A 14,495-nucleotide genomic window follows, 5' to 3' on the forward strand; every position below is an offset into this window, starting at 1 on the left:
CGCCTGGGTCATCGCTGGTGCCTCCGGGGTGCGTGGTCTGCGTGGTGTGCGAGGTGCGGGTGGCGGGGCGGGGGTTGGGGGGGCGGACACTCCGCCGTTGCTGCTCCCCCCGGCCCGCCCCGTCTAGAGCGCCGCTGCGCCGTTGAGGCCGCTCGCAGGACGCCCGGGCGCGGTGTCCGGAGCCTTCGGCGGCGTCACCGTGCCCAGTTCCGTCACTGGCATGTCCGCCAGCCCCAGCTCCCGTGCCCTGGTGAGGAGTTGTTCGAGCTGTCCGGAGGCGAGGGAGCCCCCGCCGCCCGACATCAGCTTCATCAGCAGCGCCGACACCGTCAGGTTCTGCACGTCCCCCGTGCTCACCGGTCCCAGTACCCGGGTCAGGTCCTCGGTGAAGGACCCCGTGCCGTCCAGCCACGGTGCGGCCAGCGCCTGGGCGGTCTGCGAGTTCTGCACGAAACCGTCCAGACTCCGGCCCATCGAGATCGACGACATCAACCGGTCGAAGAACACGGACTCCCCGCCCACGATGCTGATGTCCGCGCTCTCCAGCCCGGTCGCCAGCACCGTCGCCTGCGCCTCCGCGATCTGCCGCTGGACGTCGAGACCAGCCAGCCGGACGGCCTTGTCCGCCTCCAGCCGCAGCCGGAACTCCTCATGCGTACGGGACGCCTCGTCCAGCGCGGCCATCGCCGCCGCCTTCTCGGTGAGGCCCTCCGCCTCGGCCTTCAGTTTCCCGCCGATCGCGGCGGCCTCCGCCTCGGCCATCGCACGTGCCCCCTCGGCTTCCGCTGCCAGCCGTGCCTGGGTGGCCCCGGCCTCCGCGCGGCCCGCCTTCTCCGTGACGGCCGCCTCCGCGTCCCGTACCCGCACCTCGGCCAGGCCGGCCGCGGCGGCCTCCGCCTCCACGCCCTCGGCGAGCCGCAGCTTGGCCTGCGCGTCGAGGTCGGCGGTCTTCAACCGGGCCTCGGCCAGCGTGAGTTCCTCGGACGCCCGGTGCACCGCGGCCTGCTCTGCGGCCTCCGCCGCCTTGATGTCCTTGACCAGGTTCTCCTGCGCGATGGCCTCGGCCGCGATGACGAGCGTCTGCCGGTCGCGTTCGGCCGCCTCGACGGCCCGCAGCCGCAGGATCGACTCCTCCTGCTCGGCGACCGTGCGGTCCACCGCCACCCGCTCCCGGACGACCTCGGCGATGTCCCGCTTCTCGGCCTCCACCTCCTTGTCGGCGGAGATCCGCGTCAGCTGGGTCTCCCGCTCGCGGGCGATGACCTCCAGCATCCGGTCCTTCTCGATCCGCTCGGTCTCGATGGCGATGACCCGTTCGCGGTTCTTCTGCGCCACCGCCACCTCGCGCGCCTGGTTCTCACGCTGCACCCCGAGCTGCTCCTCGGTCCTGAGGAACGCGCTCTGCGCCCGCAGCCGCTCCTCCTCCACCACCCGGGCGGTCTCCGCCTCCTCCCGTGCCCGTACGGTCTCCACCTCGCGGCGCTGCTTGCTCTCGGCGTCCGTCTGCCGGCGCTCCAGCTCCAGGATGGCCTCGCGGGCGTCCACGTTCTGGCGGGTCAGTTCCTTCTCCTCGTGCCGCTGGTACTCGTTGGTCCGCACCCGCTCCACCGACGTCAGCTCGGTGATCTTGCGGATGCCCTGTGCGTCGAGGATGTTGTGCGAGTCCAGCTGGCTGAGCGGCGTCTGCTCCAGGTGGTCGATCGCCGCGTCCTCCAGGCTGTAACCGTTCAGGTCGGTGCCGATGACCTGGATGATGCGGTCCCGCAGTTCGTCGCGCTTGGTGTAGAGATCGGTGAAGTCGAGCTGCTTGCCGACGGTCTTGAGCGCCTCGGAGAACTTCGCGTTGAAGAGTTCCTGGATCGTCTCCTTGTCGCTGGCCCGGTCGGTGCCGATGGCCTGGGCGACCTTGATGACGTCCTCGACGGTCTTGTTGACCCGTACGAAGAAGGAGATCCGGATGTCGGCGCGGATGTTGTCCTTGCAGATCAGCCCGTCCCGGCCGGTGCGGGTGATGTCGATGGTCTTCACCGAGATGTCCATCACCTCGGCCTTGTGCAGCACGGGCAGCACGACCTGCCCGGTGAAGGTCACGTCGACCTTGCGCATCTTCGAGACGATCAGCGCCTTGCCCTGCTCCACCTTGCGGAAGAGCCGGGTCAGGACCAGCAACAGGCCCACGGCCACGAGCAGGACGACGGCGCCGAGCACGACGGCGCCCACAGTGATGGCATCCATGAGGAGATCCCCCGAGGTGAGATGGGTGGGAAAAGCGGGTGGAGCACGGGCGGACGGACCGCGTCAGCCGCGCGCGGACAGCTCCGCGTCGTACGGCGAGACCCAGAAGTACTCGCCTTCCTCGTCGTAGGCGTACAGCAGTCCGGTGCTGCCGAGGCCGAGTTCCTCGGCGCCGTACTGCCGTACCTGGACGACGGCGGTGGAGCCGTCCCGGGCGGCGACCTCCGCCTGACCGAACCGCGCGTCCACCCGCCCCGTGCGGATGGTGCAGGTCAGACCGACGAAGTCCTGCCGGGACGGACCCGGTTCGTCGGGGAGGAGCCGGCGCAGCTGTGCGACGAGCAGCCGGGTCAGCAGCCCCGAGACGCCGAGGGCGATCAGCAGCACGACGACGTTCAGCAGGTGCAGCCCGGCCCCCGCGATCCCGGACCGGCCGAGCAGGACCGACCCGCTCAGCGCCAGGAACCACGCCGACGCCACCAGCAGCGACATCGCCACCGCCACCCCGCCCAACCCGAGCCCCCCGGCGCCCAGTTCGCCGTCGAAACTGTCGTGGGCAACCGCCCCGCACAGCACCAGCAGCCAGAACCCGACGACCACGACGAGTGCCGCGGTGAACAGCAGCGTGGGGAAACCGGCGGCCGCAGTCATGAACTCGCCCATCGCACGCCCCCCGGCTTCCGATCACCGGCAGGGCTCATCCCTCTGCCGGTCCTTCCCCCCATCGTGACGCGAGAGCACACCCATGTGCATTGCCGTACTCCGGCAATCTTTATGATTCCTTGATGCCGGTTGCCTTCGGCCCGCCACCGGCGGCGAAGGCCGAGAAGGAGGACGAGACCAGTGACGGACCCGGGGACCCCTGAGGAGCAGCATCTGGACGGGTACGCCCAGATCCTCACCGACGCCTGTGCCACCGGCCGCAAACTCACCCGGCAGGAGCGCGAGTCGCTGCGCCAGGGCGGCGAGCAGGCCGCGGAGGCGGGCGTGGGTCTGCGCGCCCTGGTCCGCGCCCACCTCCGCACCGCGCGGGACGTCCGCACCCGCATGACGTCCGCGGAAGCGGGCCACCTCCTCGCCGCCGTCGAGGAAGCCGTGGACGCCTTCGCCGAAGGACACGAACGTGCACAGCACCTGGCGGTACGTCAGGAGGAGGCAGCCCGGCGGGAGTTCATCGACGACCTGCTCTACGGCCGCAGCGACCTGGGCCGTCTCGCCGCCCGCGCCGAGCGCTTCGGACTGCTGCTCTCGCACGCCCACGCCGTCGCGGTCGCGCAGGGGGGCGACCCGTACGAGGACGGCCACCCGGTCACCCGCAGGGTCGAGCAGTCCCTCGTGACCCGCTTCGGCGACCGCCGCATCCTCCTCACCACCAAGGACGGCCGCCTGATCTGCATCGCTCCCGGCGACCAGTCCGACGTCCTCACCCACTTCGCCAAGCAGGCGCATGCCGCCACGGACGGCGGCCGGGTCGCGGTCGGCCGCCCCCACCCCGGAGCCGGCGGCGTCGTCCACTCCTACGAAGAGGCTCTGAACGCGCTCGACCTGGCTGCCCGCATGGACCTGGAAGGGCCGGTACTGCACGCCGCCGACCTGCTCGTCTACCCGGTGCTCACCCGGGACAGGCAGGCCATGAGCGATCTCGTACGCAGCGTGCTGGGCCCTCTGCAACTGGCACGCGGCGGCGCGCAGCCGCTCCTGGACACCCTCACCGCGTACTTCGACACGGGCTGTGTGGCCGCAGAGGCCGCCCGCCGCCTCTCGCTGAGCGTGCGGGCGATGACCTACCGCCTGGAGCGCATCCACAAGCTGACCGGCTCCGACCCCGGCGACCCCGTCCACCGCTACACCCTGCAGACCGCCGTCGTGGGAGCACGCCTGCTCGGCTGGCCCGAACAGCCGCTGTGACAGGCCGGAGCACACCCGCACGACTGCGCACCACGGAGTACGTCGCGTGCGTCCCGCACGACGAGCGCGGCCCCCACGACGGAGAACCCGGCGGGGGCACCCGCTGTCGTGTTCACGCCTCGTAGTGATCTGGTTACGATGGTGCGACGCGCATTTTCGCATGCGGAAGAGGTGGAGATGACGGCGGTGCAGAGAGCTCGCACGCTGACGGTCACGACGGCGACCACACGGAACGCCCGGACGAAGACGGTGGTGTCCCAGTGACGGCAGCTCCCGCGGAGAGCCTGACCGGAGACAGAGAGCCTCTCGACGCGCCGGTCAGCTCGCACAACGAGTGGGACCCGCTCGAAGAGATCGTCGTAGGACGTCTCGACGGCGCGACGATGCCCTCCCGCCACCCCGTGGTGTCCTGCAACGTCCCCCCGTGGGCGGCGCGCTTCCAGGGACTGGCCGCCGGTTTCAAGTACCCGCGCGTGCTGGTGGACCGGGCACAGCAGGAACTCGACGGGTTCGTCGCCCTCCTGGAGTCCCTCGACGTCACTGTCAGACGACCGGACGCCGTCGAGCACAAGAAGCACTTCGCCACCCCCGACTGGTCATCCCGCGGGTTCTGCAACACCTGCCCGCGGGACAGCATGCTCGTGATCGGCGACGAGATCATCGAGACCCCGATGGCCTGGCCGTGCCGGTACTTCGAGACGCACTCCTACCGCACGATCCTCAAGGACTACTTCCGGCGCGGCGCCCGCTGGACGGCGGCTCCGAAACCACAGCTCACCGAGGAACTCTTCGACGCGGACTTCCGCATTCCGGGCGCGGGCGACCCCATGCGGTACATCCTCACCGAGTTCGAGCCGGTCTTCGACGCCGCGGACTTCGTCCGTGCGGGACGCGACCTGTTCGTCACGCGCAGCAACGTCACCAACCGCATGGGCATCGAGTGGCTGCGCCGCCACCTAGGGAGCGGCTACCGCATCCACGAGATCGAGAGCCGCTGCCGTACGCCCATGCACATCGACACCACGTTCCTCCTGCTCGCCCCGGGCAAGGTCCTGATCAACCCCGACTACATCGACCCGGACCGGCTGCCCGAGGTGCTGAGTTCCTGGGACGTGCTGGTCGCTCCCGAGCCCGAACCGATCCGCGACCCCCTGCTCAAGCTCACGTCCATGTGCGGCAAGTGGCTCAACATGAACATCCTCATGGTCGACGAGAAGCGTGTGATCGCCGAACGGCACCACACCGGGACGCTGCGCGCACTGGAGAAGTGGGGATTCGAACCGATCCCGTGCGACCTGCTGCACTACGCACCCTTCGGCGGCTCCTTCCACTGCGCCACCCTCGATGTGCGCCGGCGTGGTGCGCTGGAGTCGTACTTCGACCGGTGAGCAACCGCGCCCCGGTGACCTGCCCGGCGCCGTCGGCGGCGCGTGGGACCGGTTCCGGCGGCATACGCGTGGCGCCCCCTCGCCCGGCCGCCGGCGTCCCGTAGGGCCCTTCGCCTGCTGCACCCCGGAGCCGGCTTTTGTAGGACTCTACAAACAGGCGGCCCCGACCTGCGGATGTGTTCATGCCTTCCACCCCTAACCCTCTGTGCCCGGTTGGCTGTGTACTCCTCACAAGAGACGAAAGAACGGGGACGACTGCCGTGGACCCACACCGATCCGCCGTCCGGGCGCGAACCCCGGGGGCACGGGTCGAGGGTGACGGACGTCGGCCACCGGGCACACAGCCAGTGGAGGCCTCCTGATGACCCGCCGGACCTCCCCGGCGAGCGTCGGCGCCCTCCGCGACGCGACGGGTCCGGACCTCACCCGCACCCCCGTCGCCACCGAGCACATCGCAGGTGTTGAGCCGCGATGACCCCAGAAGGAGCAATTGTGTCCACGCACACCGAGGAAAAGAGTGTCCGGGTGACCGAGCAGGCCTGGCTGGACGAAGCGATCGCGCGGGCGACCGACAGTGTGCGCAACGGCGGCGGCCCGTTCGGCGCGCTGATCGCCAAGGACGGCGAAGTGGTGGCGATCGGAAACAACCAGGTCACCGCCACCCTCGACCCGACGGCGCACGCAGAGGTGAGCGCCATGCGCGCCGCCTGCAAGGTGCTGAACAGCTTCTCGCTCGAAGGTTGCGTCCTGGTCACCTCGTGCGAGCCGTGCCCGATGTGTCTCTCCTCGGCACTGTGGGCGCGGGTCGACCGGATCGTCTTCGCCGCCGACCGCGACGACGCAGCTGCGGCCGGATTCGACGACCGCAAGTTCTACGACCTGTTCGAGAAGACCCCGGCCTCGATGTGGCCGATGCCGGTCGAGCAGCTGCAGGTATCGAACCGGACCGCGCCCTTCGACGCGTGGCTGGCGAAGTCCGACCGCATCGACTACTGAAAGCGGTCGGCACCGCCACGCCGTTCCCGGCCGGGTCGAGGGCTCCACGCCCCCGGCCCGGCCGGTGCCCGTGACGCGCGTGCCGGACCCGCGTGTCCGCAAGTCATCCGGGACTAGACTGCCGACGCCCCCGGCCGTCCCGGCGGGTGGCAGCGGGAGTCCGGGAAAGGCCTCGCGGTGGCGCGTCACGGCGTCGACAGCTCCGACGGGAGGGGGGAAGATGCCGCGCATCCTCCGGTGGCGGCAGACCGGCACGGGCCGAGCGGTGTCGGCGGACGGGTGACCGGCCGACAGGCGCCCACGGTGCTGCCCCCGTCACTGCGCACCCCACTCCTGCTGATCGCCGCTCTCGCCGCGCTGATGGTCGTCGCGCTCGGGATCCGGTACGCCGGCCACACCCTCCCCGACAGGGTGGACGAGTGGATCCGGTCGGCGGTGGACGGCGTGCAGCCCCCGTGGCGGCAGATCGTCCTGTCGACGGACTTCCTGGGAGAGCCCATCGGCGCGGCGGCGCTGGTCGTGGCCGCTGTGGCGGGCTGCCTCCTGCTGGGGCGACCGCGCGCGGCAGTGCTCGTCGTACTCGGCCCCGGACTGGCCGTGGCGGCGACGAGACTGCTGAAACCCCTGGTGGGACGCACCATCCACGACGTGCACCTGTCCTATCCGAGCGGCCACACCGCCTTCCTCACCGCTTTCGCCCTCGCGCTGGTGCTGCTCGCGGTCGGGCGGCCCGGACTCGGCACGGCGACCGGCACACTGCTGGTGCTCGCCGCCGCGGTGGTCGCCGGCGCCGTCATGGGCTGGGCGCAGGTGGCCCTGGCCGCGCACTATCCCACCGACGTCCTGGGCGGCTGGGGCACCGCGCTGGCGGTGACACCGGCGAGTGCGTGGCTGATCGACGGGACCGCCCATCGGCACGCCGCCCGGACGGCCGACGCCGGACGGCCTGCACAGCCCCGCTGACGTCACGCCACACGGCGGAAGACGAGCCTCACCGGCCGCCCGCCCAGCCACGGGCCGGGGACTCCCGTATCCAGCGTCTTGCGGTACACCGCACACGCCTGGGCCACCACGCCGACGGTGTGGTCGATGTCGGCGTCACTGAGCGCGCTGCTCACCACGGACGACGGCGCGAGCACCCCGCCCGTGAGCAGCCGGCGCAGGAACAGGGTGCGGTACTGCTGCGACGGCCGCCGGTGCTCGTCCTGGGTGGCGAAGACGAGATCGCCGGCTCGGCCCCGCACGACGAGGTGGTCGCCGTTGCCCGTCGTGGCCGCTGAGCTGCGCACGATGGCGGACAACCGTCTCGTCCCCCAGAGCGTCATCGACCTCACCCCCGACACCCTGCCCTACTGGAAGCTCCGTGCAACTTCTCGCTGCTCACGGGCATCGAGGACGCGTTCTCAACTCCTACGAGAACGGTTCCTTCCCGTACGTCCTGATCGCGGCCGACCGCGTCCGGCCCCGCCTGCTCCCCGGGCCCGAAGCAGGGGGCCCGGGGAGCAGGGGCCGCTGCCTAGAAGAAGCCGAGCTTCTTCGGCGAGTACGACACGAGGAGGTTCTTCGTCTGCTGGTAGTGGTCCAGCATCATCTTGTGCGTCTCGCGCCCGATGCCCGACTGCTTGTAGCCGCCGAACGCCGCGTGCGCCGGGTACGCGTGGTAGCAGTTCGTCCACACGCGTCCGGCACGGATCGCGCGGCCCGCCCGGTACGCCGTGTTCAGGTCGCGGGTCCACACGCCCGCGCCCAGGCCGTACAGGGTGTCGTTGGCCGTGGCGATCGCGTCGTCGAAGTCGGTGAAGGAGGTGACGGCGACGACCGGGCCGAAGATCTCCTCCTGGAAGACGCGCATCCGGTTGTCGCCCTCGAAGATCGTCGGCTGGACGTAATAGCCCCCGGCCAAGTCTCCGTCGTACTCGATGCGTTGGCCGCCCGTCAGGATCTTCGCGCCCTCCTGCTGGCCGATGTCCAGGTACGAGAGGATCTTCTGGAGCTGGTCGTGGGAGGCCTGTGCGCCGATCATCGTGTCCGTGTCGAGCGGGTGGCCCGGCTCGATGCGTTCGGTACGGGCGATCGCCGCCTCCAGGAACTCGCCGTAGTGGCCGCGCTGGATGAGCGCACGCGACGGGCACGTGCACACCTCGCCCTGGTTGAGCGCGAACATGGTGAAGCCTTCGAGCGCCTTGTCGCGGAAGTCGTCGTCCGCGCCCGACACGTCGTCGAAGAAGATGTTGGGGCTCTTGCCGCCGAGTTCCAGGGTGACGGGCTTGATGTTCTCCGAGGCGTACTGCATGATCAGCCGCCCCGTGGTGGTCTCCCCGGTGAACGCGATCTTCGCGACGCGCGGACTGGACGCGAGGGGCTTGCCCGCCTCCGTCCCGAAACCGTTGACGATGTTGACGACGCCCGGCGGCAGCAGGTCGGCGATCAGGCCCATCCAGAGGTGGATCGACGCCGGGGTCTGCTCGGCCGGTTTGAGGACGACCGTGTTTCCCGCGGCCAGTGCCGGCGCCAGTTTCCATGTCGCCATCAGGATCGGGAAGTTCCAGGGGATGATCTGCGCTACGACGCCGAGCGGCTCGTGGAAGTGATAGGCGATCGTGTCCTCGTCGACCTCGCTGAGCGACCCCTCCTGAGCGCGCAGGGCCCCCGCGAAGTAGCGGAAGTGGTCGATGGCGAGGGGGATGTCGGCGGCCAGCGTCTCCCGGACCGGTTTGCCGTTCTCCCAGCTCTCCGCGACCGCGAGCTCCTCCAGATGTGCTTCCATCCTGTCGGCGATCTTCAGCAGGATGTTCGCCCGGTCCCCGGGCGCGGTGCGCCCCCAGCCGGGTGCGGCCGCGTGCGCCGCGTCCAGGGCGAGTTCGACGTCCTCCGCGGTGCCCCGGGCGATCTCGCAGAACGCACGGCCGTTGACCGGGCTCGGGTTCTCGAAGTACCCGCCGCGCACCGGGGCGACGTACTCGCCACCGATCCAGTTGTCGTAACGGGACCGGTAGGAGACGAGTGCGCCGTCGCTGCCGGGCGCGGAGTATCGGGTCATCGCGGGGCCTCCCTGGGACGGTGCCGCCCGCCGTTGGACGGCATCCGTGGGGGACGCTAACCCCGCCGACGTTGCAGCCCCGTTGCGAACGTCCCGCCGTTCCCCAGCTCCGCGTCGAGTTCCCGTACGCGCGCGTGGACAACCGGTCGCTGTCGTACGGTCGCCACCGACGCGAGCGCCTGCCACGCCACGAGATCGTCCTCGCCCCACGGGCTGTACGCCCAGTCCGCCAGCAGCCCCGGGTCCGCGCGCGCCACGACCGCCGCGCGCAACTCGTCCTCCAGGCGCCGCCGCAACCGGACGACCGCCGGTGCCCGCGACCCCGGCAACAGGGGCCCCGCGTACGCCGCCATCGCGGCGGCCACCGCACCGGACCCCAGCCGTCGGGCGACCGCCGCGAAGTCCGCCTCGACCGGGGCGGTCAGCCGGTACGGCCGCGAGCGCAGCAGATCCGGGCCCAGCAGGCGGCGCAGCCGCGACAGTTCCGCCCGCAGCGTCACCGGCGTCACCGACGCGTCCTCGTACAGCTCGCACAGCAACTCCTCTCCCGTGAGCCCCTCGGGACGACGGGCGAGCAGCACCAGGATCTCGCTGTGCCGCCTGCTGAGCCGGACCCCGGTCCCACGGAGGACCAGCAGCGCCTCGTCCCGGCCCAGGGCGGCCAGCGACGCCACCGGGGCGTCCGACGGCGGCGGGGGAGCGCACAGTGCCAGGTGCGACTCCGCGGCGCGGGCGACGGCCTGGACGAACGCCAGGCTGTGCGGATGGGCGAGGCCGTCCCCGCCGGTGATGTCGACCGCGCCCAGCAGCCGTCCGGTCCGCGGATCGTGCAGGGGCGCCGCGGCGCAGGTCCAGGCGTGCGCCGGCCGCAGGAAGTGCTCGGCGGCGAAGACCTGGACCGGGCGGTCGAGGGCGAGTGCGGTGCCCGGCGCGTTCGTCCCCACCGAGGACTCGGCCCAGCGGGCCCCCGGAACGAAGTTCATGCGCCCCGCACGCCGGCGGGAAGCGGCGTCCCCCTCCACCCACAGCAGCCTGCCCTGCGCGTCGCACACCGCGACAAGATGCTCCCCGTCCCGCGCGTACGCCCCCGTCAGCTCTCGTACGACGGGCATCGCACGGGCCAGCGGGTGGCCGTCGCGGTACGTGCCGAGGTCGTCGTCCGCGAGCTCCACGCGCGCGGGTCCTTCCGGGCTGACCCGGGCCCGCGCGGAGCGCCGCCAGGAATCGGCCACCACGGGCCGCACCGGACGTTCGATGCGGCCCCCCGACGCGAACGAGTCGTACGCCCGGCGCAGTGCGCCCAGCCGCTCACCCGGATCGCACCCCGGTTCCAGAGCCACCCACGCGTCGGTCAACTCGGCCTCCCCGGCGAGGACTTCGGACGGTCCAGGGCCGCAGGGGCCCGCAACCCCATCGTCGTCCCGCCGGGGGAGGGCCACAAGCATCACCGACCACCCGGATACGGCCGCACCGGCCGACCGCCATGCCGCTATCCCGGCCGGTCCTCCGACTGCGCGGCGATGATCAGCTCCTTCATCAGCTCCCGGCTCAGCTCCGGGTCGTCCTCGAAGGGCAGCCAGTCACGCCCGCACCTGCACCGCATCCGCACCAGGTCGCCCCACCTGCCCCCGGCGGAGAAGCCGGTGACCGCCGCGCAGCCGGGGCAGGCCATCGGGCCCTCGCCCGCCACCACGATCGGGGCGAGCATCTCGATCGACCACGGGTCAAGCAGCTCGAACTCGTCCACGACCGCCCGCCTACCGGGGCAGGTTCTCGCCGAAGTCCGCGCCCAACTGCCGCAGGTCGGCCTCGGAGATCCCGCAGACCCCGGCCACCTCCCGGGCATCGGCTCCCGCACGTACAGCCGCCACGGCTTCGGTCTCGACGTCCGCGCGGGCCGCGTTCAACGCGACCTCGGATTCCTGCAGGCGCTGCACGGCGAGCTCCAGCGAGGCCAGGTTCTTCTCGGTTTCCATGCTGCGGATAGTGGCACGGGACCCGAGCGCACGGCCAACCGGCGCGGGCCCGGTCGCTCCTGCTCAACGTGCATGCGCAGCGCGGCCGCGACGCCGCTCCTCGGGCCGGCCGGTCGACGGCGGACCCCGGCCCCGGCGGCGCGTGCCCCGGCGCGGACCTGCGAGCGGCTGCGTGCGGGACGCCGACTTGTCCCCAGGGGGGTGCGGGACGGCGTCGTACGGACGATTCCGGACAGCATGGCCATGCCTCCCGTACCGCCGCAGCAGCCGCCGGGACCGCCGAACGGAGGCGGCTTCGGCCCGCCTCCCGGACCGCCGGGCGGATACGGACCGCCTAACGGACCGCCGGGCGGATACGGACCGCCCGCCGCAGGGGCCCCGGCGAACAGCCGCCCGGGGGCGCCGGCGGCAGGCGCCCCCTGGGGATCGTGCTCGCCGTCGTGGTGGCCGCGGCCGTCGTGGCGGTCGCCCTCCTCGTGGCCAGGGGCGACGGGTCAGGGGAGCCGGCGCCGCCCGTCACCAGCACGACGAAGCCGCCGTTCGGCCTCCCGAGCCAGTTCCCCACCGGCCTGCCGTCCGGCTTCCCCACACTGCCTTCCGGCTTTCCCTCGCTGCCCGCCGATTTCCCCACCGCACTCCCCGGCGACTTCCCCTCCGACTGGGAGACCTTCCTGCCCTGACCTCGCACGGAACACGGTCCAGGGGTGTACCCAGCACCCCTGTCGGAAGGGGTGCCCGCACCCGCACGGCAAGGGTGGTGCCGCCATGGCTGCGACAGGCCGGGCACCGTAGATTTCTGAGTGTCGGCCGCTCCGACGGTCAAACACCCCTCCAGAGACCGGAGTTCATACATGCCCTCAGCCACCGCCGCTGCTGCGGAGCGGTCCTCGCCCGGTGCGGCCACCGGAAGCGACTTCACACCACTCCTGCGCACGGTCCGGGCACGGGGGCTGCTGGAGCGCAGGCACGGGTGGTACGCCGCACGCGTGGCCGTGAACCTGGCCGGATTCGCCGCCGTCATCACCGGCATCGCCCTCCTCGGCCACACCTGGTGGGTCCTGCTGCTCACCGTCCCGTTCGCCCTGGTGTGGACCCGCACCGCCTATCTCAGCCACGACGCCGGGCACGCGCAGATATCGAGCAGCCGTCGCACCGGCACATGGATCTCCCTCACCCACGCCAACCTCATGCTGGGCATGAGCCAGGCTTGGTGGAACGAGAAGCACAACCGGCACCACGCAAACCCCAACCACGTGGAGAAGGACCCGGACGTGGGCGTCGGCGCCCTCGTCTGGACCCAGCAGCAGGCCGCGGGACGCGAAGGCTTCGCCCGCTGGCTCGCCCGCCACCAGGCCCGGCTGTTCTTCCCCATGCTGCTGCTCGAAGGCTTCGCCCTGAAGCTGTACGGCTTCCAGGACCTGCGTCGTCAGAAGGGGCGCGAGCGCAGGACCGAGGCCACCCTCCTGGTCACCCACCTCGCTCTGTACGCGGTGCTGCTGCTCACCACCATGTCCCCCCTCAAGGCACTCGCCTTCGCACTCCTGCACCACGCCCTCTTCGGCCTGCAGCTCGGCATGGCGTTCGCTCCCAACCACAAGGGCATGGAAATGCCCGACGCCGACGGCGAACGCTGGGGTCACCTGCGCCGCCAGGTCGTCACCTCGCGCAACGTACGCGGCGGCCCCCTCACCGACTGGTTCCTCGGCGGACTGAACTACCAGATCGAGCACCACCTGTTCCCGAACATGCCGCGCCCGCACCTGCGGCTCGCCCAGCCCCTGGTCCGCGCACACTGCCGCCAGGTCGGACTGCCGTACGCGGAAACCGGACTGATCGACTCCTACCGGCAGGCGCTGAGCTACCTGAACGAGGTCGGCGAACCCCTCCGGGGCGCGGACGCGGCCCTCACGGCTCCGTCCCGCGCAGCCGCGTCGGGCACGGCGCAGTCCCTCGCGGACCGGCCCCTGAGGGACTCGTCGATCTGAACCGCCACCGCCGGGAACCGTTGCGGCTCCCAGCGCGTTGTCAGAATCAGGAGCGGCAGCCGCCGCGAAGGAGGCGTCGAAGATGTCGAAGAGTTCGAAGGTCGCAGCCGGCGGTGTCGTCGTCGGCATCGCCCTCATCTGGATCATCGGTTTCTGGCCCGCGCTGCTGGTCATGGTGGGTGTGCCCGTCGCCGCCTACCTGATGCTGGACAAGACACAGCGACGCAGGCTGCAGCGCATCACCCGCAAGGAGATCGGTCACTGACCCCCGCCACCGCCCCGCACTGCCGCGGCGGTCGCCCCGTATACGCTCGGTGAAGATCACTGTTACGGGAGAAGGGGCTCCTCATGGGCGCAACGGTCATCGCGGTCAGCAGCAACGACACCTACACGTTCACCAAGCCGAACCGGGACAGCATCACCCTCCTGGAAGGCCTCGGTGTCGAGGGGGACGTCCACGCGGGAGTGACGGTCAAGCACCGCTCACGGGTGGCCCGGGATCCCACGCAGCCCAACCTCCGCCAGGTCCACCTCATCCACCGGGAACTCTTCGACGAGGTACGCGGGAAGGGCTTCGAGGTCGCCCCGGGTCAGCTCGGCGAGAACGTCACCACCAGCGGCATCGACCTGCTCGCCCTCCCCGCCGGCACTCTGCTGCACCTGGGGCCCGACGCGGTCGTCGAGGTGACCGGACTGCGCAACCCCTGCCTGCAGATCGACCGCTTCCAGGAAGGCCTGCTCAAGCAGGTCGTCGGCCGGGACGCCGAGGGCAACCTCGTCCGCAGGAGCGGGATCATGGGCGTGGTGCGTGCGGGCGGCGTGGTCCGTCCCGGCGACGCGATAGACGTGGAGCTCCCCGCGGCACCGCACCGCCCGCTCGAAAAGGTCTGATCCCAGCCGCGGCCCGTCTGCGACGGCCCCCCGCCCGGCGCAGCGGATCGGCGTCAGGCGGGCCGTACCGCCGGCC

At 71.3% G+C, this 14,495-nt stretch carries 14 protein-coding genes and 2 pseudogenes; 9 read left to right on the forward strand and 7 right to left on the reverse strand.

The window, feature by feature from the left end; translation table 11 throughout:
• Positions 1–123: 123 nt before the first annotated feature.
• Together HNQ79_RS26205 and HNQ79_RS26210 are read right to left on the reverse strand one after the other, a co-directional pair.
• A complete protein-coding gene (locus tag HNQ79_RS26205) occupies positions 124–2,235 on the reverse strand; it encodes a flotillin family protein (RefSeq protein ID WP_185035239.1) in 2,112 nt (703 codons plus the stop codon).
• A 63-nt stretch (positions 2,236–2,298) separates the two neighbouring features.
• Positions 2,299–2,898, reverse strand: a complete 600-nt coding sequence (locus HNQ79_RS26210; protein WP_185035241.1) for a hypothetical protein — start codon at positions 2,896–2,898, stop codon at positions 2,299–2,301.
• Positions 2,899–3,078: 180 nt separating this feature from the next.
• Between HNQ79_RS26210 and HNQ79_RS26215 the strand changes: the two genes are divergently transcribed.
• The 4 genes from HNQ79_RS26215 (at position 3,079) to HNQ79_RS26230 (ending at position 7,490) form a co-directional block, all read left to right on the forward strand.
• Complete coding sequence (locus tag HNQ79_RS26215) at positions 3,079–4,143, forward strand: PucR family transcriptional regulator (protein WP_185035243.1); 1,065 nt, start codon at positions 3,079–3,081, stop codon at positions 4,141–4,143.
• 260 nt (positions 4,144–4,403) lie between these two features.
• A complete protein-coding gene (locus HNQ79_RS26220; RefSeq protein WP_185035245.1) occupies positions 4,404–5,531 on the forward strand; it encodes an amidinotransferase in 1,128 nt (375 codons plus the stop codon).
• 489 nt (positions 5,532–6,020) lie between these two features.
• A complete protein-coding gene (locus tag HNQ79_RS26225) occupies positions 6,021–6,527 on the forward strand; it encodes a nucleoside deaminase (protein WP_373312618.1) in 507 nt (168 codons plus the stop codon).
• Between the two features lie 279 nt (positions 6,528–6,806).
• On the forward strand, positions 6,807–7,490 hold the full coding sequence (locus HNQ79_RS26230) for a phosphatase PAP2 family protein (protein WP_185035249.1): 684 nt from the start codon (positions 6,807–6,809) through the stop codon (positions 7,488–7,490).
• Between the two features lie 2 nt (positions 7,491–7,492).
• Here HNQ79_RS26230 and HNQ79_RS26235 read toward each other — a convergent pair.
• Positions 7,493–7,831 (reverse strand): annotated as a pseudogene (locus tag HNQ79_RS26235) (glutamate-1-semialdehyde 2,1-aminomutase); the annotation flags it as partial.
• Here HNQ79_RS26235 and HNQ79_RS26240 point away from each other — a divergent pair.
• Positions 7,809–7,986: pseudogene (locus HNQ79_RS26240) on the forward strand (SAM-dependent methyltransferase); the annotation flags it as partial. The pseudogenes HNQ79_RS26235 and HNQ79_RS26240 sit on opposite strands and share 23 nt — an antisense overlap.
• Before the next feature lie 57 nt (positions 7,987–8,043).
• Here HNQ79_RS26240 and adh read toward each other — a convergent pair.
• From adh to HNQ79_RS26260, 4 genes are all read right to left on the reverse strand, one after another.
• Entirely contained in the window at positions 8,044–9,567 is a 1,524-nt protein-coding gene (gene adh / locus HNQ79_RS26245) for an aldehyde dehydrogenase (RefSeq protein WP_185035251.1), read from the reverse strand.
• 56 nt (positions 9,568–9,623) lie between these two features.
• Positions 9,624–10,922: a GAF domain-containing protein gene (locus HNQ79_RS26250; RefSeq protein WP_229923673.1), complete on the reverse strand. Its 1,299-nt coding sequence runs from the start codon at positions 10,920–10,922 to the stop codon at positions 9,624–9,626.
• A 134-nt stretch (positions 10,923–11,056) separates the two neighbouring features.
• Positions 11,057–11,314: a hypothetical protein gene (locus HNQ79_RS26255; protein ID WP_185035254.1), complete on the reverse strand. Its 258-nt coding sequence runs from the start codon at positions 11,312–11,314 to the stop codon at positions 11,057–11,059.
• A gap of 10 nt (positions 11,315–11,324) precedes the next feature.
• Positions 11,325–11,543 carry a hypothetical protein gene (locus HNQ79_RS26260; protein WP_185035256.1) on the reverse strand — a complete coding sequence of 73 codons (219 nt, stop codon included), beginning with the start codon at positions 11,541–11,543 and terminating at the stop codon, positions 11,325–11,327.
• 428 nt (positions 11,544–11,971) lie between these two features.
• On the opposite strand from HNQ79_RS26260, the gene HNQ79_RS26265 reads away from it, so the two are divergent.
• The 4 genes from HNQ79_RS26265 to HNQ79_RS26280 all read left to right on the forward strand — a co-directional run bounded on the left by HNQ79_RS26265 (position 11,972) and on the right by HNQ79_RS26280 (position 14,419).
• On the forward strand, positions 11,972–12,223 hold the full coding sequence (locus tag HNQ79_RS26265) for a hypothetical protein (RefSeq protein WP_229923672.1): 252 nt from the start codon (positions 11,972–11,974) through the stop codon (positions 12,221–12,223).
• Positions 12,224–12,394: 171 nt separating this feature from the next.
• Entirely contained in the window at positions 12,395–13,528 is a 1,134-nt protein-coding gene (locus HNQ79_RS26270; protein WP_185035258.1) for a fatty acid desaturase family protein, read from the forward strand.
• A gap of 82 nt (positions 13,529–13,610) precedes the next feature.
• Positions 13,611–13,793 carry a tail-anchor membrane protein gene (locus HNQ79_RS26275; protein ID WP_185035260.1) on the forward strand — a complete coding sequence of 61 codons (183 nt, stop codon included), beginning with the start codon at positions 13,611–13,613 and terminating at the stop codon, positions 13,791–13,793.
• 83 nt (positions 13,794–13,876) lie between these two features.
• The gene (locus tag HNQ79_RS26280) at positions 13,877–14,419 is read left to right on the forward strand and encodes an MOSC domain-containing protein (RefSeq protein WP_185035262.1); all 543 of its coding nucleotides are present in this window, start codon (positions 13,877–13,879) and stop codon (positions 14,417–14,419) included.
• The last annotated feature ends 76 nt before the right edge of the window (positions 14,420–14,495 follow it).

Origin of the sequence: Streptomyces candidus, assembly GCF_014207445.1 — a bacterium.
GTDB classification, from domain to species: Bacteria; Actinomycetota; Actinomycetes; order Streptomycetales; family Streptomycetaceae; genus Streptomyces; species Streptomyces candidus.

Coding starts and splice junctions, on each gene's coding strand:
- HNQ79_RS26205 (WP_185035239.1), bottom strand. CDS start 2,235: ATGGATGCCATCACTGTGGGCGCCGTCGTGCTCGGCGCCGTCGTCCTG.
- HNQ79_RS26210 (WP_185035241.1), bottom strand. CDS start 2,898: ATGGGCGAGTTCATGACTGCGGCCGCCGGTTTCCCCACGCTGCTGTTC.
- adh (WP_185035251.1), bottom strand. CDS start 9,567: ATGACCCGATACTCCGCGCCCGGCAGCGACGGCGCACTCGTCTCCTAC.
- HNQ79_RS26260 (WP_185035256.1), bottom strand. CDS start 11,543: ATGGAAACCGAGAAGAACCTGGCCTCGCTGGAGCTCGCCGTGCAGCGC.
- HNQ79_RS26270 (WP_185035258.1), top strand. CDS start 12,395: ATGCCCTCAGCCACCGCCGCTGCTGCGGAGCGGTCCTCGCCCGGTGCG.
- HNQ79_RS26275 (WP_185035260.1), top strand. CDS start 13,611: ATGTCGAAGAGTTCGAAGGTCGCAGCCGGCGGTGTCGTCGTCGGCATC.
- HNQ79_RS26280 (WP_185035262.1), top strand. CDS start 13,877: ATGGGCGCAACGGTCATCGCGGTCAGCAGCAACGACACCTACACGTTC.